This window comes from Nonomuraea sp. NPDC049646, assembly GCF_044465525.1.
Lineage (GTDB): Bacteria > Actinomycetota > Actinomycetes > Streptosporangiales > Streptosporangiaceae > Nonomuraea.
Window position 1 is genome coordinate 248,494 of the sequence record NZ_JBITLU010000004.1, and the last position, 26,303, is coordinate 274,796.

At 73.4% G+C, this 26,303-nt stretch carries 26 protein-coding genes; 17 read left to right on the forward strand and 9 right to left on the reverse strand.

The annotated features are described in order from the left end of the window. Nucleotides 1–92 precede the first annotated feature (92 nt). Complete coding sequence (locus ACIBQ8_RS13620) at nt 93–908, reverse strand: glutamate ABC transporter substrate-binding protein (RefSeq protein ID WP_397175477.1); 816 nt, start codon at nt 906–908, stop codon at nt 93–95. A gap of 61 nt (nt 909–969) precedes the next feature. After that, nucleotides 970–1,725, reverse strand: a complete 756-nt coding sequence (locus tag ACIBQ8_RS13625; RefSeq protein WP_397175479.1) for an amino acid ABC transporter ATP-binding protein — start codon at nt 1,723–1,725, stop codon at nt 970–972. A 137-nt stretch (nt 1,726–1,862) separates the two neighbouring features. Between ACIBQ8_RS13625 and miaB the strand changes: the two genes are divergently transcribed. Then, on the forward strand, nt 1,863–3,356 hold the full coding sequence (gene miaB, locus ACIBQ8_RS13630; protein ID WP_397175481.1) for a tRNA (N6-isopentenyl adenosine(37)-C2)-methylthiotransferase MiaB: 1,494 nt from the start codon (nt 1,863–1,865) through the stop codon (nt 3,354–3,356). 67 nt (nt 3,357–3,423) lie between these two features. Here the strand turns inward: miaB and ACIBQ8_RS13635 are convergent, their stop codons facing one another. After that, entirely contained in the window at nt 3,424–3,816 is a 393-nt protein-coding gene (locus tag ACIBQ8_RS13635) for a hypothetical protein (RefSeq protein WP_397192050.1), read from the reverse strand. Nucleotides 3,817–4,261: 445 nt separating this feature from the next. Here ACIBQ8_RS13635 and ACIBQ8_RS13640 point away from each other — a divergent pair, with 445 nt between their 5' ends. The 3 genes from ACIBQ8_RS13640 (at nt 4,262) to ACIBQ8_RS13650 (ending at nt 6,620) form a co-directional block, all read left to right on the forward strand. Then, nucleotides 4,262–4,783 (forward strand): hypothetical protein, encoded by a 522-nt coding sequence (locus tag ACIBQ8_RS13640; protein WP_397192051.1) that lies wholly within the window; start codon nt 4,262–4,264, stop codon nt 4,781–4,783. A gap of 79 nt (nt 4,784–4,862) precedes the next feature. Continuing rightward, entirely contained in the window at nt 4,863–5,609 is a 747-nt protein-coding gene (locus ACIBQ8_RS13645; RefSeq protein ID WP_397175487.1) for an isocitrate lyase/phosphoenolpyruvate mutase family protein, read from the forward strand. Nucleotides 5,610–5,960: 351 nt separating this feature from the next. Continuing rightward, nucleotides 5,961–6,620 carry a hypothetical protein gene (locus ACIBQ8_RS13650; RefSeq protein ID WP_397192052.1) on the forward strand — a complete coding sequence of 220 codons (660 nt, stop codon included), beginning with the start codon at nt 5,961–5,963 and terminating at the stop codon, nt 6,618–6,620. A gap of 22 nt (nt 6,621–6,642) precedes the next feature. Here the strand turns inward: ACIBQ8_RS13650 and ACIBQ8_RS13655 are convergent, their stop codons facing one another. Beyond that, the gene (locus tag ACIBQ8_RS13655; protein WP_397175490.1) at nt 6,643–7,551 is read right to left on the reverse strand and encodes a ribonuclease Z; all 909 of its coding nucleotides are present in this window, start codon (nt 7,549–7,551) and stop codon (nt 6,643–6,645) included. On the opposite strand from ACIBQ8_RS13655, the gene ACIBQ8_RS13660 reads away from it, so the two are divergent. From ACIBQ8_RS13660 to ACIBQ8_RS13715, 12 genes are all read left to right on the forward strand, one after another. Further along, nucleotides 7,550–8,080: a methylated-DNA--[protein]-cysteine S-methyltransferase gene (locus tag ACIBQ8_RS13660; protein ID WP_397175492.1), complete on the forward strand. Its 531-nt coding sequence runs from the start codon at nt 7,550–7,552 to the stop codon at nt 8,078–8,080. The genes ACIBQ8_RS13655 and ACIBQ8_RS13660 overlap by 2 nt on opposite strands. Nucleotides 8,081–8,120: 40 nt before the next feature. After that, nucleotides 8,121–9,026, forward strand: coding sequence for a tRNA (adenosine(37)-N6)-dimethylallyltransferase MiaA (gene miaA / locus ACIBQ8_RS13665; RefSeq protein WP_397175494.1), 906 nt, complete (start codon nt 8,121–8,123; stop codon nt 9,024–9,026). 9 nt (nt 9,027–9,035) lie between these two features. Then, the gene (dapF, locus tag ACIBQ8_RS13670; RefSeq protein ID WP_397175495.1) at nt 9,036–9,848 is read left to right on the forward strand and encodes a diaminopimelate epimerase; all 813 of its coding nucleotides are present in this window, start codon (nt 9,036–9,038) and stop codon (nt 9,846–9,848) included. Between the two features lie 52 nt (nt 9,849–9,900). Further along, on the forward strand, nt 9,901–10,656 hold the full coding sequence (locus tag ACIBQ8_RS13675) for a hypothetical protein (protein WP_397192053.1): 756 nt from the start codon (nt 9,901–9,903) through the stop codon (nt 10,654–10,656). Between the two features lie 19 nt (nt 10,657–10,675). Beyond that, on the forward strand, nt 10,676–12,955 hold the full coding sequence (locus ACIBQ8_RS13680; protein WP_397192054.1) for a tetratricopeptide repeat protein: 2,280 nt from the start codon (nt 10,676–10,678) through the stop codon (nt 12,953–12,955). Nucleotide 12,956: 1 nt separating this feature from the next. Continuing rightward, nucleotides 12,957–13,715 (forward strand): SDR family NAD(P)-dependent oxidoreductase, encoded by a 759-nt coding sequence (locus ACIBQ8_RS13685; protein ID WP_397192055.1) that lies wholly within the window; start codon nt 12,957–12,959, stop codon nt 13,713–13,715. A 26-nt stretch (nt 13,716–13,741) separates the two neighbouring features. Beyond that, nucleotides 13,742–14,365, forward strand: coding sequence for a GNAT family N-acetyltransferase (locus ACIBQ8_RS13690; RefSeq protein WP_397175502.1), 624 nt, complete (start codon nt 13,742–13,744; stop codon nt 14,363–14,365). Nucleotides 14,366–14,447: 82 nt separating this feature from the next. Next, the gene (locus tag ACIBQ8_RS13695; protein WP_397192243.1) at nt 14,448–16,841 is read left to right on the forward strand and encodes an FAD-dependent oxidoreductase; all 2,394 of its coding nucleotides are present in this window, start codon (nt 14,448–14,450) and stop codon (nt 16,839–16,841) included. Further along, nucleotides 16,838–18,040 (forward strand): sarcosine oxidase subunit beta family protein, encoded by a 1,203-nt coding sequence (locus ACIBQ8_RS13700; RefSeq protein ID WP_397175504.1) that lies wholly within the window; start codon nt 16,838–16,840, stop codon nt 18,038–18,040. Before ACIBQ8_RS13695 ends, ACIBQ8_RS13700 begins: the two co-directional genes overlap by 4 nt. Then, a complete protein-coding gene (locus ACIBQ8_RS13705; protein WP_397175506.1) occupies nt 18,040–18,288 on the forward strand; it encodes a sarcosine oxidase subunit delta in 249 nt (82 codons plus the stop codon). The genes ACIBQ8_RS13700 and ACIBQ8_RS13705 overlap by 1 nt, the downstream gene beginning before the upstream one ends. Continuing rightward, on the forward strand, nt 18,285–21,386 hold the full coding sequence (locus tag ACIBQ8_RS13710) for a 2Fe-2S iron-sulfur cluster-binding protein (protein ID WP_397192056.1): 3,102 nt from the start codon (nt 18,285–18,287) through the stop codon (nt 21,384–21,386). Before ACIBQ8_RS13705 ends, ACIBQ8_RS13710 begins: the two co-directional genes overlap by 4 nt. A 60-nt stretch (nt 21,387–21,446) precedes the next feature. Beyond that, nucleotides 21,447–22,115 carry an HNH endonuclease family protein gene (locus ACIBQ8_RS13715; protein ID WP_397192057.1) on the forward strand — a complete coding sequence of 223 codons (669 nt, stop codon included), beginning with the start codon at nt 21,447–21,449 and terminating at the stop codon, nt 22,113–22,115. Here the strand turns inward: ACIBQ8_RS13715 and ACIBQ8_RS13720 are convergent. Together ACIBQ8_RS13720 and ACIBQ8_RS13725 are read right to left on the reverse strand one after the other, a co-directional pair. Then, nucleotides 22,102–23,361 carry a sensor histidine kinase gene (locus ACIBQ8_RS13720; protein WP_397175511.1) on the reverse strand — a complete coding sequence of 420 codons (1,260 nt, stop codon included), beginning with the start codon at nt 23,359–23,361 and terminating at the stop codon, nt 22,102–22,104. The genes ACIBQ8_RS13715 and ACIBQ8_RS13720 overlap by 14 nt on opposite strands. Continuing rightward, nucleotides 23,358–24,035: a response regulator transcription factor gene (locus ACIBQ8_RS13725; protein WP_352322768.1), complete on the reverse strand. Its 678-nt coding sequence runs from the start codon at nt 24,033–24,035 to the stop codon at nt 23,358–23,360. Before ACIBQ8_RS13725 ends, ACIBQ8_RS13720 begins: the two co-directional genes overlap by 4 nt. A gap of 93 nt (nt 24,036–24,128) precedes the next feature. On the opposite strand from ACIBQ8_RS13725, the gene ACIBQ8_RS13730 reads away from it, so the two are divergent. Continuing rightward, the gene (locus ACIBQ8_RS13730) at nt 24,129–24,539 is read left to right on the forward strand and encodes a hypothetical protein (RefSeq protein ID WP_397192058.1); all 411 of its coding nucleotides are present in this window, start codon (nt 24,129–24,131) and stop codon (nt 24,537–24,539) included. 22 nt (nt 24,540–24,561) lie between these two features. On the opposite strand, the gene ACIBQ8_RS13735 is transcribed toward ACIBQ8_RS13730, so the two are convergent. Genes ACIBQ8_RS13735 through ACIBQ8_RS13745 form a run of 3 tightly spaced genes read right to left on the reverse strand, consistent with a single transcriptional unit; the run spans nt 24,562 to nt 26,301 of the window. Beyond that, the gene (locus ACIBQ8_RS13735) at nt 24,562–24,774 is read right to left on the reverse strand and encodes a DUF2277 domain-containing protein (RefSeq protein ID WP_352322770.1); all 213 of its coding nucleotides are present in this window, start codon (nt 24,772–24,774) and stop codon (nt 24,562–24,564) included. Nucleotides 24,775–24,778: 4 nt separating this feature from the next. Continuing rightward, entirely contained in the window at nt 24,779–25,519 is a 741-nt protein-coding gene (locus ACIBQ8_RS13740; protein ID WP_397175515.1) for an IclR family transcriptional regulator, read from the reverse strand. A gap of 38 nt (nt 25,520–25,557) precedes the next feature. Beyond that, on the reverse strand, nt 25,558–26,301 hold the full coding sequence (locus tag ACIBQ8_RS13745; protein WP_397176054.1) for an IclR family transcriptional regulator: 744 nt from the start codon (nt 26,299–26,301) through the stop codon (nt 25,558–25,560). Nucleotides 26,302–26,303 lie beyond the last annotated feature (2 nt).

The window sequence follows — 26,303 nt, forward strand, 5'->3', positions numbered from 1 at the left end:
GGGGGGGGTGTTTTTTTTTTTTTTTTCCGGGGGGGGGGCGCCCCGCGCGGGGGGGGGGGGGGCGGGCCCCCCCCCCCCCGCCTCTGGCGTGACTAGCTGCAGCCCTCGGCCGGGGGCGCGGTCTCCGACAGCTTCAGGCCCTCGATGCCGCCGAACCACTTCTCCAGCAGCTGCTTCATGGTGCCGTTGTCCCAGATCTTCTTCACCGCGGTGTTGACGGCCTCACACGTCTTGGTGTCGCCCTTCTTCAGGCCGATGCCGTACTTCTCGTCGGTGAAGCCCTGGCCGAGCACCTTGAAGTTGCCGCCGGCCTGCTTGGCGAAGCCCGCCAGGATCAGGTCGTCGGTGGTGACGGCGTCGAGGTTGCTGCCCGACAGCTTCTGCACGCACTCGGAGTAGTTGGCCGCGTCGACGGTCGTGGCGTCGATGTCGAGCTTGCCGTCCGGGGGCGGGTCGGTGACGCGCTTGTAGGAGTTGGAGCCGGCCGCCTTGCAGATCTTCTTGCCCTTGAGGTCCTGCGGGGCGTTGATCGCGGCGTCGTCCTTGCGGACCATGATGTCCTGGTGCGCGATCACGTACGGGCCGCCGAAGGACACCTTGGCCTTGCGCTCCTCCGTGATGGAGTACGTGGCGAAGATGATGTCGACGGTGCCGTTCTGGAGGAAGGGCTCGCGGTTGGAGGAGGCCGACTCCTTCCACTCGATCTGGGCGTCCTTGCCGCCGTTCATCTCCTTCAGCACGGCCTTGGCGACGTCGACGTCGAAGCCCTCCGGCTCCGACCCCTTCTTCAAGCCCAGGCTCGGCTGGTCCCACTTCGTGCCGACCACGACCTTGCCGCCGTCCTGGACCTTCTCCAGGACGCTGGCGTAGGTCTTGTCCCCGCCGCAGGCGGCCAGAGCGGCGAGCATGCCCACTCCCGTGACCACCGCTCCCAAACGACGCATGTGCATGTATACCTGCCTCAAAATCTCAGTGCGTGAGGATCTTCGAAAGGAAATCACGCGCGCGGTCGGTCTGCGCGTTGGTGAAGAACTCGTCGGGGGTGTTCTCCTCCACGATCTGCCCGTCCGCCATGAAGACCACCCGGTTGGCGGCCCGGCGGGCGAATCCCATCTCGTGCGTGACGACCATCATCGTCATGCCGTCGCGTGCCAGCCCGATCATCACGTCGAGCACCTCCTGGACCATCTCCGGGTCCAGGGCCGAGGTGGGCTCGTCGAAGAGGATCATCTTCGGGTCCATGGCCAGCGCACGCGCGATCGCGACCCGCTGCTGCTGGCCGCCGGAGAGCTGGGCCGGGTACTTGTCCGCCTGCGCGGCGATGCCCACCCGTTCCAGCAGCTCCATGGCCCGCGCGTCGGCCGCCTGGCGGTCCTTGCGGCGCACCTTGATCGGGCCGAGCGTGACGTTCTCGCGGATGGTCTTGTGCGCGAACAGGTTGAAGGACTGGAACACCATGCCGACCTCGGACCGCAGCCTGGCCAGCCCCCTGCCCTCCTCGGGCAGCACCTGGCCGTCGAACACGATCCTGCCCTCGTCGATCGTCTCCAGGCGGTTGATCGTCCGGCACAGCGTGGACTTTCCACCGCCCGAAGGCCCGATGACCACCAGAACCTCGCCACGAGAGACGGTCAAGTTGATGTCCTTCAGGACGTGCAACGCCCCGAAGCGCTTGTTGACGCCCTCCAACTGAACGAGTGGAGTGGCGTCGCCGTTCTCCGTCATGGACCAAAACGGTAGAGGTCATTAAGACGCTGGTCACTAACCAGGTGGTACCGATCCGGTCACATCGTGCCGTCAAGCTGGTGTTTTAGACGGGGGCGGCTGCCGCGAGCCGGACAACGACTACCCTTGAACCTGCCATGACTGTGACCCAGGAGAGCGCCCGCACGTACGAAGTGCGCACATACGGGTGCCAGATGAACGTGCACGACTCCGAGCGCCTTTCCGGCCTGCTGGAAGACGCCGGCTACGTGCCGGCCCCCGACGGCGAGACGGCCGACGTCGTCGTGTTCAACACGTGCGCCGTGCGGGAGAACGCCGACAACCGCCTTTACGGAAACCTCGGCCACCTGCGGCCGGCCAAGATGGACAACCCGCGCATGCAGATCGCGGTGGGCGGCTGCCTGGCCCAGAAGGACCAGGGCGACATCGTCCGCAAGGCCCCCTGGGTCGACGTCGTCTTCGGCACCCACAACATCGGATCACTGCCGGTGCTGCTGGAGCGGGCCCGGGTGGCCGGCGAGGCGCAGGTCGAGCTGAAGGAGTCGCTGGAGGTCTTCCCCTCCACGCTGCCCACCAAGCGCGAGTCGGCCTACGCGGCGTGGGTCGCGATCTCGGTCGGCTGCAACAACACCTGCACGTTCTGCATCGTGCCGTCGCTGCGCGGCAAGGAGAAGGACCGCCGTCCCGGCGACGTCCTGTCGGAGGTGCGCACGCTCGTCGGCCAGGGCGTCCTGGAGGTGACCCTGCTCGGCCAGAACGTCAACACCTACGGCGTCGAGTTCGGCGACCGGCTGGCCTTCGGCAAGCTGCTGCGCGCCTGCGGCGACGTCGAGGGGCTGGAGCGGGTGCGCTTCACCTCGCCCCACCCGGCCGCCTTCACCGACGACGTCATCGCCGCCATGGCCGAGACGCCCAACGTCATGCACCAGCTCCACATGCCGCTGCAGTCGGGCTCCGACCGCGTGCTGAAGGCCATGCGCCGCTCCTACCGCGCCGAGCGCTACCTCGGCATCATCGAGCGGGTGCGCGCCGCCATGCCCGACGCGGCCATCTCGACCGACATCATCGTCGGCTTCCCCGGCGAGACCGAGGAGGACTTCCAGGCCACCCTCGACGTCGTCCGGCAGAGCCGCTTCGCCAACGCCTTCACCTTCCAGTACTCCATCCGTCCGGGCACCCCGGCGGCCACCATGGAGGACCAGATTCCGAAGGAGGTCGTCCAGGAGCGTTACGAGCGCCTGGTGGCCCTGCAGGAGGAGATCTCCTGGGAGGAGAACAAGAAGCAGGTCGGCCGCACGCTGGAGGTGCTGGTCGCCGAGGGCGAGGGCCGCAAGGACGACGCCACGCGCCGCCTGTCCGGCCGCGCCGCCGACAACCGGCTCGTGCACTTCGCGGTGGGCGAGGAGACGCCGAGGCCCGGTGACATGGTCACCGTCGAGGTCACCTACGCCGCCCCCCACCACCTGGTCGCCGACGGCGCGGTCCGTGAGGTGCGGCGCACGCGGGCCGGCGACGCCTGGGAGGCCCGTCAGGGCGCCCCGGCCAAGGGGCCCGGCGTGCTGCTCGGCATGCCGTCCGTCGGCCGCCCGGCGGCTCCCGCCCCGGCCGCCGGAGCCTGCTCGGCCCACTGAGCCACCGCTTTTCAGCGCGTTCCCGCACCCCGCCGCTCCTTCTGGACGGCGGGGTGTTCCACGTTGGTCAGCGGCGGAGGCGGTCGAGGAAGCTGTAGCACGGCTGGCGGCGGAAGTCGTCGAACGTGGCGCACGGGTCGGGCCCGCCGGCTCGTACGGAGGGCGGCGGCGGGGGAGGCGCCTGACGGTCCGGCTCGGGGACGACCCGCTCCCTGGGCGGCGCCTGCGGGGACGCGTGCGGAGCCGGACGGCGTACGGCGGCCCGCCGGGACGGACGCGGCGGCGCGACCAGCGGCGGACGCGTGGGCAGCGCCCGGGGCGAGAGCGGCGACGACAGCTCGCCCCTCGCCGGCCGGCTCTTCGCCGGCTCGCCCTTCACCGGTTCGCTCTTGGCCGACGGCTGCGAGGGCTCGCCCGGCCCCGACGCCGTGGGACGGCCGGGCGCCGGCACGGCCTGCATCCAGCCCGGTGACCAGGGCCCCGGTGACCAGGGCCCCGGTGACCAGGGGCCCGGTGACCAGGGGCCCGGTGACCAGGGCCCCGGGGACGGGGTGGGCGGCGCCGGGGACGGCTCGGCCGCCGGCGAGCCCGCGATCTGCGAAGGAAAATACGATCTTGGGATAAGCGGTGTTTCCTGATCGAATTCACGGCGGTTTTGCGGGCGCGATTCCGGCGAACTGGTGAATGCGAGGAAAATCCCGAGACCGGCCGTGACGAGTACCCCGGCCGCTCCGGCCGCGGCGCCCAGCCGGGGACGGCCACCTGGGCAAACAGATCTTTGGGGGGACAAGTCGTGATTCCTTTGTGATTGGTGTGCGAGCATTCCGCTGATGCGGCTAGTGTGGTCCATCACCCGCGGAAGCCGGCGAGCTTTCCCCGATACGACCGCAGGGAGCTGCACCACCATGCATGATCCGACCGAGACGGATCGTCAGGAGATCCTGTCCGGGCCGGGCTCGTCCCCGAGGCCCCCCGGCAAGAGCAGGAAGACCGCCGTCATCGCCGCGTTGGCCCTTGTCGGCGTGCTCGCCGCGGGCGGCGCCGGCTACCTGCTGGCGGCCAAACCGGGCCAGAGCGTCCAGCAGGAGCAGGGCTCCGGCCGTCCGTCCCCCGGCACGAGCGCCGGCGACGAGGTGTTCGAGGCCGACGAGGACGCCACCATGGGCGACGCCACCACCGACGCCCCCGACGACGGCCTGCCTGCCGACGGTTCCGACGACTCCGCCATGGGCGACGCCGTCACGGACCCGGGCGGCGGCTCCGACCCCGCCGACAAGGGATCGACCGGTTCCGACGGCACGGCGCAGAAGGGCACCGGGGGCAAGCCCGGCACGCCGTCCACCAAGGCCCCGCAGCCGGCGGGCGACGATCCCGCCGACGGCCCCGCGGGGCAGCTGAGCGGCCAGTGCGCCAAGAGCGGCTGCTGAGACACCGCCCAAGTGGCTTGCCCTTTCCGGCCCGTAATGGATCTGCTGGAGAGCCGGCCGTCCTCGTAGGGTGCCGGGCATGACGACTGACAGAGCGGCCACGTTGCGACGGCTGCACGTGCCCGGCAGCCCGCTGATCCTGCCCAACGTCTGGGACGCCGCCTCGGCGCGCGCGGTCCAGGAGGCCGGGTTCCCGGTGGTGGCCACCGGCAGTGCGGCCGTCTCCCGCGTGCTGGGGTACGCCGACGGCGAGAGCACGCCGGTCGGCGAGATGATGGCCGCCATCGCCCGCATCGCCAGGGCCGTGGACGTGCCCGTGACCGCCGACGTCGAACGCGGTTACGGGCTCGCGCCCGGCGAGCTGGCCGAGCGGCTGGCCGAGGCCGGGGCGGTCGGCTGCAACGTGGAGGACTCCGACCCGCGTACCGATGAGCTGGTCGACGCCGGGGCGCAGGCGGACTTCCTGGCCGGCATGCGGGCGGCCGCGGGCGACGCCCTGGTGATCAACGCCCGGATCGACACCTACGTGCGCGGCCTGCGCGACCGGGCGGCTGCCGTGTCGCGCGGGCGGCGCTACCTGGAGGCCGGGGCCGACTGCGTGTACCCGATCACGCTGGCGGACGAGGGCGAGATCGCGGCCCTCGTCGCCGAGGTGGGCGGGCCGGTGAACATCCTGTTCCGGCCGAAGGCGCCGTCGTACGCGCGGCTGGCGGAGCTGGGGGTGGCCAGGATCAGCTTCGGCGGCGGCCTCCACCAGGCGGCCCACGCCTACACCCAGGGCCTGCTCGCCGCCATCGCCGAAGGCCACGATCCCTACACCACCTGACCGCCACCCTCCAGCACGCCCCGGGAACGCCCTGCCGGGCTCGGGGCTCTGGAGGGCCAGGCCGGGGTTTTGGCGTGCGGGTCAGGTCCTGGTTCGCGCCATGCCCGGGTTCTGAGGTGGGGGTTCTCAGGGGCCTGGGTGGTGGGCCGTGCTGGGATTCTGAGGTCCGGGTTCGTGTCATGCCGGGGTTTTGAGGTCCCGGAGTTGTGAGGTTCAGAGGCGGGCCGTGCTGGGTTCTGCAGGTGCGGGTTCTGGGGCGTTCGGGGGTGCGGGTGCCCGGGGGTGGGGTGGTTGGCGGCGCTGGGCGGGCTGGGGGGTGAGGTGGGGCGGGTGGCGCGTACGCTTGCGCTCGTGCTTGTCGCCGCGGCCGTCTGCCCGCAAACCCCGCTGATCGTGACCGGGCTGCCCGAGCTGCGCGCGGCCTGTCGTACCGCGGTCGCCGCGCTCCGGGCCGCCCGTCCCGACGTGCTGGTCGCGGTGGGCGGCGCGGAGACGACCCGCTCCTACGACGGCGCCGCGGCGGGCACCCTGCGTCCCTGGGGCTTCGAGGTCACGGTGGGCGAGGGCCGGCCCGTGCTGCCGCTGTCCCTGACCGTCGGCCGCCTGCTCCTGAACGACGCCGACGCCGACGCAGAGGTCCCCGCGCAGGCGGTGGCCTTCGACGCCGCTCCGGACGAGTGCCGGGCGATCGGGGCCGGGCTGGCCGCCCTCGGTCGCCGGGTCGCGCTGCTGGTCATGGCCGACGGTTCGGCCTGCCTGACCCCGCGGGCCCCGGGCCGGTACGACGAGGCGGCCGGGCCGTACAACGACCTGATCGCCGCGGCGGTCGGGACGGCCGACGCGGCGGCGCTGGCGGCGCTCGACCCCGTCGAGGCCGACCGGCTCTGGGTGACCGGCCGCGCGGCCCTCCAGGTGCTGGCCGGCGCCGCCGAGGGGGCGCCGCTGACCGGCACGCCGCTCATGCAGTCCTCGCCCTACGGCGTGGGCTACTTCACGGGCGTGTGGAGCTGACGAGACGCCACCGGAAGGCCCGTCAGGTCGAAGCCGTGCGGCGGCGGGGGACCGGGATGCGCATCAGGTCGCGGGCGGTGATCACTTCGCCGTCGAAGCTGCGCCGCACCTCCTCCACGAACGCCGGCTCCTCGGCGAACCCGTACCGCTCGGAGAAGTGCGTGAGCACCAGCCTGCGCACGCCCGCGTCGGCCGCCACCACGCCCGCCTCGAACGCCGTCAGGTGCCCGTACTCCTTGGCCAGCGCGCTCTCGGCGGACAGGAACGTCGACTCGATCACCAGCAGGTCGGCCCCGGAGGCCAGCTCGAACACCGCGTCGCACAGGCGGGTGTCCATGACGAACGCGGCGCTCTGCCCCGGCCTCGGCTCGCTGCACTCGGCGAGCGTGACGCCCCGGACCGAGCCGGTGCGCTGGAGCTCGCCGACCTCCGGGCCGCGGATGCCGTGGCGGGCCAGCCGGTCGGGCAGCATGCGGCGGCCGTGCGGCTCCTGGACGCGGTAGCCGTACGACTCGACGGGGTGGGACAGGCGGCGGGCGATCAGCGGCCCCACCCCGGCCAGCGCGCCGGAGACCGGATGCTCCTCGATCACCTTCGTGTCGGCGAACGCGGCCGCGTGCCGCAGCCTGCGCCAGTAGGTCTCGCCGGAGGCGGGGAAGACCGCGCGCACCGGGTGGCGCACCCGGTCGCGGGCGATGCGCTGCACGACCCCTGGCACGCCCAGGCAGTGGTCGCCGTGGAAGTGGGTCACGCACAGCCAGTGGACGTCGTTCGCGCTCAGCCCGGCGTGCAGCATCTGCCGCTGCGTGCCCTCGCCGGGGTCGAAAAGGTAGCCTTGCCCGTCCCAGCGCAGAAGGTACCCGTTGTGGTTACGGTGTCGGGTGGGCACCGCGCTGGAGGTGCCCAGCACCACGAGTTCACGTGAGGACATGATGACCACGCAGTCCACGCTGTCCACGGTCGCGTTCGCCGAGGTGCCGACGCCGGTCGGCCCGTTCGTCCTGGCCGTCACCGAGCGGGGGCTGGTCGCCTCGGGATGGGGGTCGCCCGCCGGACTGGCCGGCCGGCTCGGCCTGGCTGAGGTTCATGATGCGGATCGTACGGCCTGCGCGGTCGCCGAGCTGAACGCTTATTTCGCCGGCGAGCTGCGCACGTTCAGCACCCCCGTGGACTGGCGGCTGATGACCGGCTCAAGGCTCCAGGTGCTCCAGGCCCTGCATCGCGTCCCGTACGGCACCGCCGTCACCTACGGCGAGCTGGCCCGGCGCGCCGGGTCGAGCGTGCCGGCCCGCGGCATCGGCTCGATCATGGGCTCCAACCCGATCCCCATCTTCGTGCCCTGCCACCGGGTGGTCGCGGGCAACGGGCTGGGCGGGTTCAGCGGCGGCGTGGGGGTGGAGACCAAGCGCTGGCTGCTGACCCACGAGGGATACCTCCAGCCGACGCTCCTCGACCTGTAGGTGGTCCGTCCACACCCGGACAGTTGACACACTGGTCGGTGTGCGCCAGCAGCCAGTCATCGCCGTCGTGGGCCCCACGGCGGCCGGGAAGTCCGATCTCGCCGTCGATCTCGCGCTCCGGCTCGGGGGCGAGTGCGTCAACGCCGACTCCATGCAGCTCTACCGCGGCATGGACATCGGCACGGCCAAGCTCACCCCCGCCGAGCAGCGCGGCGTCCCCCACCATCTGCTGGACATCTGGGACGTCACGGTCACGGCCAGCGTCGCCGAGTACCAGCGGCTGGCCAGGGAGCTGTTCGCGAAGATCGACGTCCCGGTGCTGGTGGGCGGCAGCGGCCTCTACGTCCGGGCGGCCCTCGACGACCTGGAGTTCCCCGGCACCGACCCGGTGATCCGGGCCCGGCTGGAGGAGGAGCTGGCCGAACGCGGCCCGGCCCCCCTGTACGAGCGGCTGCGCGAGCTCGACCCGGCCGCCGCCGAGGCGATCCTGCCGAGCAACGGCCGCCGCATCGTGCGCGCGCTGGAGGTGATCGAGCACTCCGGCCGGCCGTTCTCGGCCACCATGCCGTCCTACGACGCCGTCTACCCCAGCGTGCAGCTCGGTCTGGAGGTGCCGCGGCCCGAGCTCGACGAGCGCATCGAGCTGCGGGTCGAGCGCATGTGGGCGGCGGGTCTGGTCGAGGAGGTCCGCGCGCTGCTCGGGCAGGGCCTGGCCGAGGGGCGCACGGCGGGCCGCGCGCTCGGCTACGCCCAGGTCATCCGGTTCCTGGAGGGCGAGTGGAGCGAGGAGCAGGCGTTCGCCGAGACGGTCAGGGCCACCAGGCGCTTCGCCCGCCGCCAGGAGTCGTGGTTCCGCCGCGACCCGCGGGTGCGCTGGCTCCCGTACGACGCCCCCGACCTGCTTGAACGATCCCTGGCGCACATCGCCGACCCCGGTGCGGCATAAACTCAGGCAATGCGGTTTCTCAAGGGGCACGGCACCGAGAACGATTTCGTCATCCTGCCCGATCCCGACGACGGCGTGGAAGTGACGGCCGCGCTCGTGGCCAAGATCTGTGACCGGCGGGCCGGGATCGGCGCCGACGGCGTGCTCCGGGTCGCCAGGACCAAGGAGCACGCCGAGGTGGCCGAGCAGGCCGCGGCGGCCGACTGGTTCATGGACTATCGCAACGCCGACGGCAGCGTCGCGGAGATGTGCGGCAACGGCGTCCGCGTCTTCGCCCGCTACCTGGTGGACGCGGGGCTGGTGGAGGGCACGGAGTTCAGCCTGGCCACCAGGGGCGGCCCGCGCCGGGTCCGCGTGGAGCCCAACGGCGACATCACGGTCGACATGGGCAAGCCGGCGGTGCTGGGGGAGAGCGTGGCGGGCGTCGGCGGCCACGAGTACCCCGGTCTCCACGTCGACATGGGCAACCCCCACCTGGCCTGCGCGATCGGCGACCCGGTCGTCCAGCTCGACCTCAGCCACCAGCCCGGCTTCGACACCGGGGTGTTCCCGGCGGGCGTCAACATCGAGCTGTTCAACCCGGTCGGCGTCAGCCGCGTGGTGATGCGGGTCTACGAGCGCGGCTCGGGCGAGACGCGCTCCTGCGGCACCGGCGCCGTGGCGACCGCCGTGGCCGCCGCGCACATGTCCGGCGACACCACCGGCACCTGGACCGTCGAGGTCACCGGCGGCTCGCTGACCGTCATCCTCGACGAGGACACGAGCTACCTGTCCGGTCCGGCGGTGATCCTGGCGAGCGGCGAGCTGATGCTTGCAGAATGATGTTCTTCTGAGGGATGCTGGGTCCACTTTCCGAACCGAGGAGGGGTTGAGGATGGCGGACCCACGTACCACGGCGGTGCAGGTCAAGGCGCCGATCGGCCAGTACGGCGGCGGCTTCATGGTCTCCCGCGAGGCCAAGGCCGTCTGCGAGCAGCACGGGCTCGGCCCGCGCGAGCTGTACTTCCGCGGGCGCTGCGGGGTGCTCGGCGAGTGCCACGCCGACGTCGTCACCTCGGTGGCGGCCTTCTTCCCGGCCGCCCACGTCGAGGAGAGCTGGAACGGCGGCCGGAAGATGCCCGTCGAGCAGGCCGTCGAGCTCTACACCGAGGCGTGCAGGCAGTGGGGGCGGCGCAAGCTCGGCGGCCACGACGGCTGCGCCCGCATCGCCGAGCTGCTCGAACCGGTCGTCATGCAGGCCTCGCCGGTGGGCGCGCCGCTGTTCGCCGGCTGGCGGGCGGTGCCGCTGCCGGACGACCCGCCCGCGCGCGCCGTCCAGCTCATGCACGTCCTGCGCGAGCTGCGCGGGGGCCTGCACGCCAACGCCGTGCTCGCGGCCGGGCTGCACCCCCTGGAGGCCACGCTCGCCGCCGTCCACGACACCACCCCGTTCGGCTACGCCGACGGCGTGACGATCGCCAGGTTCTTCACCTGGCCCGAGCCCTACGCCACCCCCGGACCCGACGTCGTGGCGCGGCGGGCCCAGGTCGAGGAGACCACCGACGACCTGATGGCCCCGGTCTTCTCGGTCCTGCGCGACAACGAATCGGACGAGCTGATCGAGCTTCTGCGTTTTGGGCACGCTCGTTGACCTGGCAGACTGACTGCCCATGGACGTGGACATCTGGGCCTGGGTCGGCGAAACCCAGCAGCAGCTTTCCGAGGCGGGCAACGTTGGCCTCGCCATGGCGCTGGGAGACCTTCCCGCACAGGCCTACGAGGGCCGGTATCCGCAGCTCGACGTGATGGCCCCGGCCATCGCCCAGCAGGCCGAGTCGCTGGAGCTGCCCTGGCTGGAGTTCTACGCCCGCTACTGGCACCTCATGGGCCGCATCGGCGACCGGGCCCAGGGCGCGGTGGCCATCGACGACGCGCGGCAGCTTCTCACGTTCGCCCAGCGCGAAGACGTGCGCGACTGCCCGGCCACCCCGGCCGCCGTCGAGGCGATGGCCATCGTGTGGGCCAACACCGACGGCCCCGGCTACGCCGGCGACCGCCTGGAGACGGTGGGCGCCTTCCTGGAGGACATGAGCCCGGAGCGGCCCGCCTTCAGCGGCCTGGCCACCCAGTACGTCGCGGCGCTCGTCGACGCGGGCAAGGCCGGCGAGGCCGTCGCCTACGCCGAGTCCGTGGTCGAGCGGCTGCGCACGGCCGGTCGCGAGGCGAGCTGGGAGCTCGGCGCCGAGGGCGCCCGCGCCCTGCTGGCCGCCGGCCGGGCCGACGACGCGCTGGCCGCCCTCCAGGCCGCCGCCGACCTCTCTCCCGACGACCCGCCCGCCAAGGCCCACCGCGAGGGCGTGCGCCGCGCGCTCATCCTGGCCGAGCTCGGCCGCACGGCCGAGGCCGTCGACGCGCTGCCCGACCTCGACGTGGTCGGCGAGCACCCGCGCGTCTTCGTCGAGTGGTCGCGCGCGGTCGCCAAGCTGGCCGGGTCCTCCCAGATCACCAACACCTGGCAGCTCGGCCGGGTGCTGCGTCAGTGGATCGACTACTTCGGCATGATGGGCGGCTACCGCTCCCGCGTCGAGCTCGCGCTGGTCGCCGGCGACCTGGCCCTCGCCAGGAACGGCGTGTGGCAGGCCCGCCTGCTGGCCGACCTGGCCGAGTCCGGCGCGGCGGAGCTGCGCGGCGAGACCGGCGACCTGACCGAGCGCGTCGCCGCGCTGCGGGCCGCCGCCGAGGCCACCTCCGAGCCCGCGGCCCCCGGCCCCCTGGCCGAGCGGGTCGGCCTGTTCGACGCCGCCGACGGCTTCAACGCCGACCCCGAGAAGTGGGTGGGCTGGCTCGCGCCGCTGTCCGGTGAGGACCTGGAGGCCACCCGCCGCCACACCACCACGCTCGGCTTCCTCGGCTTCCCCGCGGCGGGCGCCGACATCTACTGGAAGCTGCTGGTCGACTCCGGCGACATCGCCTCCGCCGACCCCGACGACGTGGCCTACCTGACCACCCTGCTCATCGAGGCCCGCCAGGACGAGCGGCTGGAGCAGATGGCCGCGCTGCTGCCGCACGCCGCCCAGTACCTCGCGCTGGCCAGGCTCCACAGCGCCCGCGAGCGCTGGCCCGAGACGCTCGACGCCGCCGAGCACGCGGTCGCGGCCGGGGCCGGCATCGAGGCCAGGCGCCTGCTGTCCGGCGCCGCCCAGCAGCTCGACCACAACGACAGGGCCGCCGGCGTCCTGGCCGAGGTGCTCGACGAGCTGACCGACGAGGACGTCTGGCGCATGGTCGTCATGGCCACCTCGGCGGAGGACTGGGACACCGTGCGCAAGGGCGCGGCCAAGATCGGCATGCCGATCAAGTCCAAGCAGGGCCCGATCGAGGAGGAGATGGGCCTGATCCGGCTCATCCTCCCCGCCCCCGACGGCGGCCAGCGCCAGGTGTTGTCCATCCGCACCGGCCCGGCCACCGCCCGGCTGGCGCTGCCGCAGCCGCGCGGCATGGACTACAACGCCGGCGACCTGGTCGTGTTCGACCCGCAGCTGCTGGAGCCCGTCCCGGAAGACCCGCAGGAGCAGCAGAACTTCGTGCCGCCGTTCGCGGCCGTGCGCATCCTGCGTCCCGGCGGTTACACCAGCTACTTCTTCGACGGCGCCGCGCCGAGCGAGGAGGACTGGGCGGAGTTCACCGAGGTCATGGCCGAGCGCGGCTGGCCGATGTGGGTCTACAGCGACGAGAACTACACCGTCACCCACCCGACCAGCGGCGAGTCGCTGCCGGGCGTGTTCGGCTGGGTCGCGGTGCCGCCGGACGTGTCGGCCGCCGAGGTCGACGCCCTGCTCGACGACGCCACCGAGCGCTGGGTGCACCCGCTGGCCTGGCTCGACCTGGCCCGCGAGATCGACGTCGAGGTCGAGCGGCACGAGCGCATCGTCAAGGAATACGGGCTCTGACGTGCTGGAACGCTTCAGCCTCGACGGCAAGGTCGCCATCGTCACGGGCGCGTCGTCGGGGCTGGGCGTGGCCTTCGCCCGCGGGCTGGCCGAGGCCGGCGCCGACGTCGTGATCGGCGCCCGGCGCGCGAGCCGGCTGGCGGAGACCGGGCGCCTGGTCGAGGAGGCCGGGCGCCGCTGCCTCCCGGTCCCGACCGATGTGGCGGTGCCGGAGGAGTGCGACGCGCTGGTGGCCGCGGCCGTGGCCGAGTTCGGGGCGGTCGACGTGCTGATCAACAACGCGGGGGTCGGCACGGCCGTGCCCGCGCTGCGCGAGCCGCCCGAGGAGTTCCGCCGGGTGGTGGAGATCAACCTGCACGGCACGTACTGGATGGCGCAGGCGTGCGCGCGGGTGATGCGGCCGGGCTCGTCGATCGTGAACATCGGCAGCATCCTCGGCGCGACCACCGCCGGGCTGCCGCAGGCCGCCTACAGCGCGTCGAAGGCGGCCGTGGCCGGGCTCACCCGCGACCTGGCCCAGCAGTGGACGGCCCGGCGCGGCATCCGGGTCAACTGCCTGGAGCCGGGGTTCTTCGCCTCGGAGATGACCGAGCAGTATCCGCCCGGCTACCTGGAACGCATGCTGGAGCTGCGGGTGCCGATGAAGCGGTCCGGCGACCCGGCCGAGCTGGTGGCGGCGGCGGTCTTCCTGGCCTCCGACGCCTCCTCCTACGTCACCGGGGTCACGCTGCCCGTGGACGGCGGCATCCTGATCACCTAGAGGGTCCTTCTAGTACGTTGTCGGGAATGACCGCCCCCTTCGTACGTTCCTACCGTCCGGCCGATCTGGCCGCCGTCTACGACGTCTGCGTGCGCACGGCCGACGCCGGTGGCGACGCCCGCGGCCAGTACGCCTCCGACCTGCTCATGGGCGACATCTTCGCCGCCCCCTACGTCACCCTGGAGCCCGAGCACGCCCACGTCGTGGACGACGGCACGGGCCAGGCCGTCGGCTACGTCGTGGGCACCGCGGACACGGCGGCGTTCGTCCGCCGCTACCGTGAGGAGTGGATCCCGGCGGCCGCGGCCCGCTGTCCCCTTCCCGCCGACCCGCCGGTCACGGCGGACGACGTGATGCTCGCCCTGCACCACCGGCCCGAGCGCATGCTGGTGCCCGAGCTGGCCGGCCACCCCGCCCACCTGCACATCGACCTGCTGCCCGGCTGGCAGGGCCAGGGCTGGGGACGCCGGCTCATGAGCGCCTTCGTCGACGGCCTGCGCGCCGCCGGGGTGCCGCGGCTGCATCTGGGGATGGTCAGCACGAACGCGCCCGCGCGGGCCTTCTACGACCGGCTCGGGTTCGTGGAGCTGGCGGTGGCCGACGCGGGGCCGGTGACGTACCTGGGACGGGACACCTCGCCGCTGGGCTAGCTCTTGTCCGCGGGGATCCAGGGCCTTATGTTCGTTGCGTAGTCCGGTGCTTGTTGCGTATTAAGGAACAACCGGAGGCGTGATGGGTCGGCCGCGCGTGGTGATCATCGGAGCCGGGATCGTGGGTTGCGCGGTGGCCGACGAGCTCACCGAACGCGGCTGGAGCGACGTCACCGTCGTGGAGCAGGGCCCGCTCTTCGCCGCGGGCGGCTCCAGCTCGCACGCCCCCGGCCTGGTCTTCCAGACGAACCCGTCCAAGACCATGACCGAGTTCGCCGCCTACACCGTGCGCAAGTACACCGCGCTCGGCGCGCACTGCTTCCGGCAGGTCGGCGGCCTGGAGGTGGCCACCACCCCGGAACGCTGGACCGACCTGCACCGCAAGCTCGGCTGGGCGCAGTCGTGGGGCGTCGAGGGCCGCCTGCTGGACGCCGCGCAGTGCGCCGAGCTGTGGCCGATGCTGGACCGCGGCCGGGTGCTGGGCGGCTTCCACGTGCCGAGCGACGGCCTGGCCGCCGCCGTGGCCTGCGGCGAGACGCAGGCGGCGCGGGCCGCCGAACGCGGGGCGCGCTTCCTCGGCGGGCACACCGTGACCGGCGTCGAGCAGCACGGCGGCCGGGTCACCGGCGTCTCCTGCCTGGTCGCGGGGGAGTACCGGACCATCCCGGCCGACGTGGTCGTGTGCGCCGCCGGATTCTGGGGCCCGTCGATCGGGGAGATGGCCGGGCTGACCGTGCCGCTGCTGCCGCTGGCCCACCAGTACGCGAAGTCCGCCCCCCTGCCCCCGCAGCCCGAGGGCCCCATCCTGCGCCACCAGGACCGCGACCTGTACGCCCGGCAGCACGGCGACCGCATCGGCATCGGCTCCTACGCCCACCGCCCCATGCCGGTCGCCCAGCACGAGATCGGCCCCAAGGGCACCACCATGCCCTCGGTCCAGGCGTTCACCGAGGAGGACTTCGAACCCGCCTGGCGCGACGCCGCCGAGCTGCTGCCCGCCCTGGCCGGGGCCAAGTACGAGGACGGCATCAACGGCGTCTTCTCCTTCACCGCCGACGGCTTCCCGCTGATCGGCGAGGCGCCGCACCTGGACGGGTTCTGGCTGGCCGAGGCCGTCTGGGTGACGCACTCGGCCGGGGTGGCCAGGGCGGTCGCCGAGCTGCTGGTGACCGGCCGGTCGCAGGTGGACCTGCACGAGTGCGAGCCGGCGAGGTTCGAGCAGGCGCAGCTGTCGCCCGCCTACGTCGAGGAGCGCGGCCGGCAGAACTTCGTCGAGGTCTACGACGTCATCCACCCGTTGCAGCCCATGGAGTCGCCGCGCCCGATGCGGACCAGTCCCTTCTACCCGCGCCAGGTGGAGCTGGGCGCGTACTTCCTGGAGTCGGCAGGATGGGAGCGGCCGCACTGGTTCGAGGCGAACGAGCCGCTGCTCGCCGGCCTGGAGGAGCCGCGGATCGGCGCCGACCGGCGGGACGCGTGGGCCGGCCGCCACTGGTCGCCCGTCGCCGCCGCCGAGGCGTGGGCCACCCGCGAGCGGGTCGCGCTCTACGACATGACCTCGCTCAAGCGCATCGAGGTCAGCGGGCCGGGCGCGGCGGCCTTCCTCCAGCACATGACCACCAACAACGTGGACAAGAGGCCCGGCACGGTCACCTACACCCTGCTGCTGGACGCCGGCGGCGGCATCCGCTCCGACCTCACGGCGGCGCGGCTGGCCGAGGACAGGTTCCAGATCGGCGCGAACGGCAACCTCGACCTCGACTGGCTGACCCGGCACGCCCCCCGCGGGGTGCACATCAGGGACATCACGCCCGGCACCTGCTGCGTCGGCGTGTGGGGGCCGCAGGCCAGGGACCTGCTGCAGGGGCTCACGGACATGGACCTGTCCAACGACGGCTTCCGCTACTTCACCTGCCGGTCCGGGTACGTCGGGCAGGTCCCGGTGCTCGCGATGCGCGTCTCGTACGTGGGCGAGCTGGGCTGGGAGCTCTACACCGGCGCCGACATGGGGCTCAAGCTGTGGGACACGCTGCGGGCCGCCGGTACGCCGGTCGCGGGCGGGCGGGCCGCGTTCAACAGCCTCCGGCTGGAGAAGGGGTACCGGCTGTGGGGCGTGGACATGACCACCGAGCACGACCCGTACGAGGCCGGGCTGGGGTTCGCGGTCAAGGAGGACAAGGACTTCCACGGCCGCGACGCGCTCCGCGCCGAACCGTCCCGCAGGCTCGTGCCGCTGCTCAGCGACGAGGTGGTCATGGGCAAGGAACCGGTCCGGCACGACGGCCGCGTCGCCGGGTACGTCACCAGCGCCGCGTACGGGCACACCATCGGCCGTCCGATCGCCTACGCCTGGCTGCCGGCCGAGCTGGCCGGACCGGGGACGCGGGTGGACATCTCGTACTTCGGCCGCCGCGTGCCCGCGGAGGTCGCCGCCGAGCCGCTGTTCGACCCCCGGATGGAGAAGATCAGACGTTGACCCACCCCGGCTTCCTCTGGCGCAACCCCGATCCGCGGCCCTCCTACGACGTGGTCGTCGTGGGCGGCGGCGGGCACGGCCTGGCCACCGCCTACTACCTGGCCAGGAACCACGGCCTGACGAACGTCGCCGTCCTGGAGAAGGGCTGGCTGGCCGGCGGCAACATGGCCCGCAACACCACCATCATCCGCTCCAACTACCTGTGGGACGAGAGCGCCGCCCTCTACGAGCACTCGCTGAAGCTGTGGGAGGGCCTGAGCGCCGAGCTGGACTACGACCTGCAGTTCAGCCAGCGCGGCGTGCTCAACCTGGCGCACAACCTGCACGACGTGCGCGAGGGCAGGCGGCGGGTCAACGCCAACCGGCTCAACGGCGTGGACGCCGAATGGCTGGACGCCGACGAGGTCAGGAAGTTCTGCCCGATCGTCAACGTCTCCGGCCGGGCCCGCCACCCCGTCCTGGGGGCCACCTTGCAGCGGCGCGGCGGCATCGCCAAGCACGACCACGTCGCCTGGGCGCTGGCCCGCCAGGCCGACGCGTACGGCGTGGACCTGATCCAGGGCTGCGAGGTGACCGGGTTCGAGATCACCGGCAACCGGGTGACCGGCGTGCGCACCTCGCGCGGGCCCATCGCCGCGGGCACGGTCGCGCTCGCCGCGGCCGGGCACACCTCGGTCCTGGCCGAGCGGGCCGGGATCCGGCTGCCGCTCCAGTCGCACCCGCTCCAGGCGCTGGTGTCGGAGCTTCTGGAGCCGGTGCTCGACTGCGTCGTCATGTCCAACGCCGTCCACGTGTACGTCAGCCAGGCGCACAAGGGCGAGCTGGTCATGGGGGCGGGCATCGACGCGTACAACTCCTACGGGCAGCGCGGCGGGAGCCACGTGATCGAGGCGCAGATGGCGGCGGCCCTGGAGCTGTTCCCGCTGTTCAGCCGGGTCCGCGTGCTGCGGACGTGGGCCGGGATCGTGGACGTCTCGCCGGACGCCTCCCCGATCATCGGCGCCACCCCCGTGGACGGCCTCTACGTCAACGCGGGGTGGGGCACCGGCGGCTTCAAGGCGACCCCCGGCTCCGGCTGGGTGTACGCCGACACGATCGCCAACGGCCGCCCGCACCCGCTCGCCGAGCCGTTCGCGCTGGAGCGGTTCACCACGGGCGCGCTCGTGGACGAGCACGGCGCGGCGGCGGTGGCCCACTGATGCTGCTCCTCGACTGCCCCCACTGCGGCCCCCGCGACGAGACCGAGTTCCACTACGGCGGCCAGGCCGGGATCGCCTACCCGCAGGCCCCCGGCGAGCTGTCCGACCAGGAGTGGGCCGCCTACGTCTTCCTGCGCGACAACCCCAGGGGCTGGTTCCGCGAACGCTGGTTCCACACGCACGGCTGCCGGACCTGGTTCACCGTCGAACGGCACACGGTCACGCACGAGATCAGGAAGGCGCCATGAGGTTCACCTTCGACGGCCGTCCCCTCCGGGGGGAGCCGGGCGACACGCTGGCCGCCGCGCTGCTGCGCAACGGGGTGCGGGTGGTGGGCCGGGGCATCGCGTCCGGCCGCCCGCGCGGCGTCTTCTCGGCCGGACCCGAGGAGCCGAACGCCCTGGTCCGGGTGGGCGCCGACCCGATGCTGGCGGCCACGACCGTGGAGCTGTACGACGGGCTGGAGGCGTGGAGCCTGCGCGGCAAGGGCCGGCTGGACCTCGACGCGGCCGACGACCGGCGCTGCGACAAGGGGTACCTGCACTGCGACGTGCTGGTGGTCGGCGGCGGCCCGGCCGGGCTCGCCGCGGCCGCCGCGGCGCGCGCGGCCCGGGTGATCCTGCTCGACGACCAGCCCCGGCTGGGCGGCAACCTGCTGAACAGCCGGGTGCTGCTCGACGGCGCGCCCGCGCTCGACTGGGTGGACTCCCTCGACCTGTCCGGCGTGCGGGTGCTCACCAGGACCACGGCCGTCGGCTACCACGACCACAACTACGTGGTGGCCGTCGAGCGGCGGGCGCGCGGCGAGCGGCTGTGGCACATCAGGGCCCGCCGGGTCGTCCTGGCGACCGGCGCCCACGAGCGCTCGCTCGCCTTCCCCGGCAACGACCGGCCCGGCGTCATGCTGGCCTCGGCCGCCCGCGCCTACGCCAACCGGTACGGCGTGCTCCCCGGCCGCCGCGCGGTCGTCCTCGCCTGCGCGGACTCCGGGTACGAGGCCGCCGCGGACCTGCGCGCGGCCGGCGTGGAGATCGCCGCGATCGTCGATCCGCGCCCCCGGGGGCTCACCCCCGACGCCCTGGCCGGGCAGGTGATCACCGGCACCACGGCCGGCGCGGACGGCGTGCTGACCGGCGTGCGGGTGGGGGAGCGGCACATCGAGGCCGACCTGCTGGCCGTGGCGGGCGGCTGGAACCCCGCCGTGCACCTGTTCAGCCAGTCGCAGGGGCGGGTGCGCTTCGACGAGGGGTTGCAGGCGTTCGTCCCGGACGTCTCGGCGCAGGCCGAGTGCTCCGCCGGCGCCTGCCGCGGCCGGTACGGCACCCGCGAGGCCATCGCCGACGGCCACGCGGCCGGCCGGGAGGCCGCCGGGTCCGCCGCCCGCGAGCTGCGCGTGCCGGAGTGCGACGAGCGGCCCCCGCGGCCGCCCGCCGCGTTGTGGCTGGTCGAGGGGGACGGCGACGAGCCCGCCTTCGCCGACCTGCACCGGGACGTCACCGTGGCCGACCTGGCCAGGGCGACCGGCACCGGGATGCGCTCGGTCGAGCACGTCAAGCGCTACACCACCGCGGGCACCGGCGCCGACCAGGGCAAGACGTCGGGCACGGTCGTCGTGGGCGTGATGGCGGCGCTGCTCGGGACCGCGCCGGGGCAGGTGGGCACGACCACGTTCCGGCCGCCGTACACGCCGGTGTCGTTCGCGACGCTGGCCGGGCGCGACCGGGGCGCGCTCTCCGACCCGGTCAGGACCACCGCCATGCACGCCGCGCACGTCGCCGCGGGCGCGGTGTTCGAGGACGTCGGCCAGTGGAAACGCCCCCGCTACTTCCCGCTGGACGGCGAGACCATGCAAGCGGCCGTGGCGCGCGAGTGCCGGGCCGCCCGCACCTCCGTCGCCGCCATGGACGCCTCCACCCTGGGCAAGATCGACATCCGGGGCGCGGACGCGGGCGCGTTCCTGGACCGGATCTACACCAACATGTACTCCACGCTCGCTGTCGGCGCCTGCCGCTACGGCCTCATGTGCCGGGCCGACGGCATGGTGTTCGACGACGGCACCACGACCAGGCTCGCCGCCGACCACTACCTGATGACCACGACCACCGGCAACGCCGCCGCGGTGCTCGACTGGCTGGAGGAGTGGCGGCAGACCGAGTGGCCGGAGCTCGACGTCTCCTTCACCTCGGTGACCGACCACTGGGCGACGGTCGCCGTGGCCGGCCCCAAGGCGCGGCGGGTGATCGCCGCCGTCGCGCCCGGCGCGCTCGGCCTGCCCTTCATGCGCTACGCCGGGACGGACGTGCTCGGCGTGCCCGGCCGGGTGTTCCGGATCAGCTTCTCCGGCGAGCTGGCCTACGAGGTCAACGTGCCCTGGCCGTACGGCAGGGCGCTGTGGGAGGCGGTGCTTGAGCTGGGCGCGGTGCCGTACGGGACCGAGGCGATGCACGTGCTGCGGGCCGAGAAGGGGTTCGCCATCGTGGGCCAGGAGACCGACGGCACGGTCACGCCGCACGACCTCGGCATGTCGTGGATCGTCTCTCCGCGCAAGCCCGACTTCGTGGGCAAACGCTCGCACGCCCGCCCCGACACCGCCCGCGAGGGCCGCAAACGCCTGGTCGGCCTGCTCGCCGACGACCCCGCGGCGCCGATCGAGGAGGGCGCCCAGCTCGTCAGGGGCGGGCCGGGCGCGCCCATGCTGGGGCACGTCACCTCCGGCTACGCCAGCGCGGCGCTCGGCCGGACGTTCGGGCTGGCCATGGTCAGGGACGTCGTGCCCGGCGACCGGCTGACGGCGGTGTCGGGGGCGGCGGCCACCGGCGTGACGGTCGTCGAGCCGGTCCTGTACGACCCGGGCAACACCCGCCGCGACGGCGACCCCCTGGAGGAGGACGCGCCCGCGGCGTCCGGGGGCGTCCCGGCGCGGGAGAGCCCGGCGGCGGCGTTCGCCGACCGGTTCGCGGCGGCGAGCGGGCCGTCGGCGCGGCTGCGCGAGCTGCCGTTCGAGCCGATGTGGGAGGTCAGGGGCGCCGATCCCGGCGTGGGCCTGCGGCTCGGCCCGTCGTGGTGGCTGGTGACCGGGGTCGCCGCGCCGGAACCCGGCTGGGTGGACGTCTCGGGGCAGCGGACGATCCTGGAGCTGTCCGGGCCGGCGGCGGAGGACGTCCTGATCACCGGCTGTCCCGTGGACCTGCATCCCGACGTGTTCCCGGGGCACGCGCAGACGCTGCTGGGCCGGGCCCCGGTGATCCTGGAACGGCGGGCGGCCGGGGAGTACCGGATCCACGTCAGGTCGTCGTTCACGGCCTACCTGGCAGAGTGGCTCTTGGACGCGCTTTTAGCGTTATAAGACCATTTAGGGGTACTTGCTATACCTAGACTTTACGAAAACCGAAGTCTGGGGGATCTCGTGCGCGTACGGGCGTTCACGGCCGGTCTGGCCATGGTGACGATGCTGGCCGGCTGCGGCGGCCTTGAGGCGCAGTCGGGCGGCCCGGACCCGGCCAAACCCGACTCCGCGTCGGTCTCGGACGCCCGCAAGAAGCTGGACAAGCTCAAGGTCAAGGGACGAGCCCCGCGCACCGGCTTCGACCGCGACGAGTTCGGCCCCGCCTGGGCCGACGTCGACCACAACGGCTGCGACACCCGCAACGACATCCTCAAGCGCGACCTGAAGGACGAGACGTTCAAGTCGGGCACCCACGACTGCATCGTGCTCACCGGCACGCTGGACGACCCCTACAGCGGCAAGACCATCAAGTTCAAGCGCGGCCAGGACACCAGCACGGCCGTCCAGATCGACCACCTGGTGCCGCTGTCGGACGCCTGGCAGAAGGGCGCGCAGCAGTGGTCGCCCGCCAAGCGCAAGGAGTTCGCCAACGACCCGCTCAACCTGCTGGCGGTGGACGGCCCGCTGAACAACCAGAAGAGCGACTCCGACGCGGCCACCTGGCTGCCGCCGCGCAAGGCGTACCGGTGCGCCTACATCGCCCGCCAGATCGACGTGAAGAGCAAGTACGACGTCTGGATCACCGACGGCGAGAAGGGCGCGATGGAAGGCATACTCAAGGACTGCTGACAGCCGCGCCGGGGGCGGTCAGCGTCAGCTCCACGCGGGCCCCGCCGCCCTCGGGCGCGGAGACGGCGAGCGTGCCGCCGCACGACTCGGCGGTGCGCCGCGCGATGTCCAGCCCCAGGCCGGTCGAGCCGCCGCCGCTGATCCCCCGCTCCAGCGACCCGGGGTCGAACCCCGGCCCCGAGTCCTCGACGACCAGCAGGCTCCCGGCCGGCCGGGACGACAGCCGTACGGCCATGGCGGTCCCCTCCGGGGTGTGCGCGAACACGTTGCCGAGCAGCGCGTCCACGCACGCGGCCAGCTCCTCGCCGCCGACGGCGACCGGCGCGGGCGCGTCGGGCAGCGACACCGACACCGGCCGCCCCTGGTCCTCGGCCAGCACCGACCAGAACCGCACCCGCTCGCGCACGACCTCGGCCGCGTCGCACGACCCGCGCCCGGCCGAGCGCCGCCGCGCCTCGGTGATGACCGCGCTGACCGCCCGCTCCAGCGCGTCCGCCCTGGCCTGGACCCGGGCGGCCTCCTCCGGGTCGCGCAGCGACTCGGCCTCCAGCCGCAGGCCGGTCAGCGGCGTGCGCAGCCGGTGGGACAGGTCGGCGACCGACTCGCGCTCGGCGGCCAGCAGGTCGCCGATGCGCCCGGCCAGATGGTTGAGCGCCAGCGCCACCGACCGCACCTCCGGCGGCCCGCCCGGCTCGGCCCGCGCGCTCAGGTCTCCGCCGGCCAGCCGGTGGGACACCCGGGCCAGCCCGACCACGGGCCTGGTCACGGCCAGCGCCAGCCGGTCGGCCAGCACGATGCCGAGCACCATGAGCCCCAGCCCGAGCACGAGCAGCGCCAGCCAGGCCGGCCGCACGCCGTGCGTCAGCTCGTCGTCCGGCACGAACACCCTGATCACGGCCGTGCCGTCGGGGGACTGCGCCGAGACCAGCACCTCCCGGCCGCCGGGGGCGACGGCGGTCACGCTGCGGCCCGTCGCGGCCAGCCGCACGGCGTCGGAGCGGGCGGCGGGCGCGCCCATCGTGCCCCCGCCGGGCAGGAACACCGTCACCCGCCGTGGCACCTGCTCGACCGCCAGCGGCAGGTCGGGCGTGCCGACCGCGACCGCGACGGACTCGGCGGCGGCGGTGGCCCGGCTCATCGCGCCGTTCTCGGCCACCGTGCCGATCAGCAGCGCCATCGGCACCAGCAGCGCGATCAGCACGAGCGACGTCGTCGCGGCCACCAGCAGCGCCAGCCAGCGCCTCACGACGGGCCGACCAGCTTGACCCCGACGCCTCTGACGGTGTGCAGGTAACGGGGTTCGGCCGCGGTCTCGCCGAGCTTCCTGCGCAGCCACGACAGGTGCACGTCCACGGTCTTGTCGGCGCCGCCGTACGGCAGCCGCCACACCTCCGTCAGCAGCTCGCGCTTGGTGACCACCTCGCCGGGCCGGGCCGCGAGGAAGTGCAGCACGTCGAACTCGCGCGGCGTGAGGTCGAGCGACACGCCGTCGAGCGTGGCCGTGCGCGCCCGGGGATCGACCCGCAGCCCGCCCACGGCCAGCGGCTCCGGCGCGGCCTCGCCCGCGCGCCGCAGCACCGCCCGCACCCGGGCGTCGAGCTGCCGGGCGCTGTACGGCTTGACCACGTAGTCGTCGGCCCCCGCGTCCAGGACGGGCACCATCTCGGCGTCGCCGTCGCGGGCGGTCGCCACGATCACCGGCACCCGGCTCACCGCCCGCAACATGCGCAGCAGCTCGACGCCGTCGAGGTCGGGCAGGCCCAGGTCGAGCACGATCAGGTCGGGACGGTCCTGCACGGCCAGCCGCAACCCCTCCAGCGCGGTCGGGGAGGAGGAGACCGCGTGGCCGAGATCGCGCAGGCCCCGGCTCAACGACGTCCGGATGGTCACGTCGTCCTCGATGAGCAGGATGTCAGCCATATACCCAAACCGTAGACGGTCCGTGGTGATGCACCGAGCATCGTTAGCGTCGCCTTAACCTGCGCTTAGCCGTACGTGGGGGAGGGTGAAGGCGTGAAGCGTCTCGTGCTGGCCTGGGCCGTCACCGCGGCCGCCGCGACCGGGGCGGCCGTGGCCGTGCTCGGGCTGCTCGGAACCGGGGTGACCGGCCCGTCCAGCCGCGTGCTCAGCGGGCCGGAGGTGCGCGCCGCGCTCTCCACCGCCACCGCGCGCGCCGCCACGCCCATGCCGCGGACGTCCGCCCGCGCCCAGGACCGGCTCATGCGCACCGAGGCCGGCACGGTGATCGCCTCCTGCTCCGGCGGCCTGGTCACCCTGCGCTCCTGGAGCCCCGCCCAGGGCTACTCGGTGGACGGCGTCCAGCCCGGCCCGGCCCGCGAGGCGAAGGTCGAGTTCGAGCCGGAGGACGGCGAGGAGGTCGAACTCAAGATCTTCTGCACCCCCGACGGCCCCGCCACCCGCTGACCGGCCCGGCGGCGCGGACGGGTCAGCGGCCTCCGCGAACCTCCAGCGCCCCCAGCAACTCCTCGGAGGCCCTGGTGATCGCCTCCACGGCCCGGTCGAACGCCTCGGCGTTGTGGGCCGCGGGGGCGCGGAACCCGGAGATCTTCCTGACGTACTGGAGGGCGGCGGCCCGCACGTCGTCCTCGGTCACGCTCTCGGCGTACGGCGGCCGCAAGGTCTTGATGCTTCTGCACATGGTCTCAACGGTAATAGCCGATGCGCTGGCTTATCTCCCTCGCGCCTGCGGCCAGCAGCTCGCCGACCTCGGGCAGCCGCTCGGGCGTGAGCCGGTAGGACGGCCCCGACGCGCTGACCGCGGCCACCACCGAGCCGTCGGCCCCCCTGATCGGCGCCGCCACCGCGTTCAGCCCGATCTCCAGCTCCTCCACCGTGGCCGCCCACCCGCGCCGCCTGATCTCCTCCAGGCCCAGGCCGGCGGCGGAGGTGACGGTGCGGGGGGTGTAGCGCTCCAGCTCGCCGGCCAGGCGCAGGGCGCCGAAGGCGAGCAGCACCTTGCCGCTGGAGGTGGCGTGCGACGGGGTGCGCTGGCCGACCCAGTTGTGGCCGCTGATCGCCGCCGGGCCGCGCACCTGGCTGATGTTGACCGTGTCGCCGTCCTGGGGGACCGCGATGTTGACGGTCTCGCCGACCGCCTCGGCCAGCCGCAGGCACACCTCGCGGCCCTCCCTGGACAGGTCGAGCTGGGCCGTGGCGGCGCCGGCCAGCCGTACGACGCCGAACCCCAGCCGGTAGCGCCCCCGGTCGCCGCTCTGCTCCACCAGCCCGCCCTGCTCCAGGGCGGCCAGCAGCCGGAACGCGGTGGACTTGTGCACGTCGAGCTCGACCGCGAGGTCAGTCACCCGGGTGGCGCCCTCGCGGGCCAGGATCTCCAGGATCGCGATGGCCCGGTCGACGGACTGAACCGTCGTACTGTTGCTCACAGCGCAACAGAATAGCCGCCGGAGCCGGACGGCAGGCGCTACTTCGAGGAGGCCGGGGCCAGCTCGCGGCCGAAGTCGGAGGCGATCCTCCGCATGCCCTCGGCCAGCTCGTCGCGGTCGAGGGCGTCGATGCGCTCGGCCGGCCCCGACACCGACATCGCGGCCACCACGCGCTCGCCGTCCCGGACGGGCACCGCCAGGCAGTGGACGCCCAGCTCCTCCTCGCCCAGGTCCATCGCGTAGCCGCGCTCCTTGACCCGGCCGAGCTCGGCCAGCATGCCGGCCGCGTCGGTGATCGTGTTCGGGGTGCGCCGCGGCATGCCCGTACGCTCGAACACCGCCATCGCCTCGGCGGCCGCCCGCCCGGCCAGCAGCGCCTTGCCCACGGCCGTGCTGTGCGGCAGCACCCGCCGTCCGACCTCGGCGAACATGCGCAGCCTGCGCGGCGAGGGCACCTGCGCCACGTAGACGACGAAGTCGCCTTCCAGCACCGCCAGGTTCGCCGTCTCGCCGGACAGCTCCACCATCCGCGTCAGGTACGGCTGCGCCCACACCCCCACCATGCTCTCCGCGATGCCGCCCAGGCGGACCAGCCCGCCGCCCAGCGCGTACCGGCGGTCGGACTCCTGGCGCACGTAGCCGCGGGCGAGCAGCGTCTGCAGCAGCCGGTGGATGGTCCCGTACGGCAGGCCCGTCCGCGCCGCGATCTCCGACAGCCCGGCCTCGCCGCCGTGCTCGGCCAGCGCCTCCAGCACGTCGAGCGCCCGCTCGACCGACTGCACGC

Coding starts and splice junctions, on each gene's coding strand:
- ACIBQ8_RS13695 (WP_397192243.1), top strand. CDS start 14,448: ATGGGTCGGCCGCGCGTGGTGATCATCGGAGCCGGGATCGTGGGTTGC.
- ACIBQ8_RS13690 (WP_397175502.1), top strand. CDS start 13,742: ATGACCGCCCCCTTCGTACGTTCCTACCGTCCGGCCGATCTGGCCGCC.
- ACIBQ8_RS13635 (WP_397192050.1), bottom strand. CDS start 3,816: ATGCAGGCCGTGCCGGCGCCCGGCCGTCCCACGGCGTCGGGGCCGGGC.
- ACIBQ8_RS13705 (WP_397175506.1), top strand. CDS start 18,040: ATGCTGCTCCTCGACTGCCCCCACTGCGGCCCCCGCGACGAGACCGAG.
- ACIBQ8_RS13625 (WP_397175479.1), bottom strand. CDS start 1,725: ATGACGGAGAACGGCGACGCCACTCCACTCGTTCAGTTGGAGGGCGTC.
- ACIBQ8_RS13660 (WP_397175492.1), top strand. CDS start 7,550: ATGATGACCACGCAGTCCACGCTGTCCACGGTCGCGTTCGCCGAGGTG.
- miaB (WP_397175481.1), top strand. CDS start 1,863: ATGACTGTGACCCAGGAGAGCGCCCGCACGTACGAAGTGCGCACATAC.
- dapF (WP_397175495.1), top strand. CDS start 9,036: ATGCGGTTTCTCAAGGGGCACGGCACCGAGAACGATTTCGTCATCCTG.
- ACIBQ8_RS13645 (WP_397175487.1), top strand. CDS start 4,863: ATGACGACTGACAGAGCGGCCACGTTGCGACGGCTGCACGTGCCCGGC.
- ACIBQ8_RS13710 (WP_397192056.1), top strand. CDS start 18,285: ATGAGGTTCACCTTCGACGGCCGTCCCCTCCGGGGGGAGCCGGGCGAC.
- ACIBQ8_RS13655 (WP_397175490.1), bottom strand. CDS start 7,551: ATGTCCTCACGTGAACTCGTGGTGCTGGGCACCTCCAGCGCGGTGCCC.
- ACIBQ8_RS13620 (WP_397175477.1), bottom strand. CDS start 908: ATGCTCGCCGCTCTGGCCGCCTGCGGCGGGGACAAGACCTACGCCAGC.
- ACIBQ8_RS13675 (WP_397192053.1), top strand. CDS start 9,901: ATGGCGGACCCACGTACCACGGCGGTGCAGGTCAAGGCGCCGATCGGC.
- ACIBQ8_RS13640 (WP_397192051.1), top strand. CDS start 4,262: ATGCATGATCCGACCGAGACGGATCGTCAGGAGATCCTGTCCGGGCCG.
- ACIBQ8_RS13735 (WP_352322770.1), bottom strand. CDS start 24,774: ATGTGCAGAAGCATCAAGACCTTGCGGCCGCCGTACGCCGAGAGCGTG.
- ACIBQ8_RS13725 (WP_352322768.1), bottom strand. CDS start 24,035: ATGGCTGACATCCTGCTCATCGAGGACGACGTGACCATCCGGACGTCG.
- ACIBQ8_RS13680 (WP_397192054.1), top strand. CDS start 10,676: ATGGACGTGGACATCTGGGCCTGGGTCGGCGAAACCCAGCAGCAGCTT.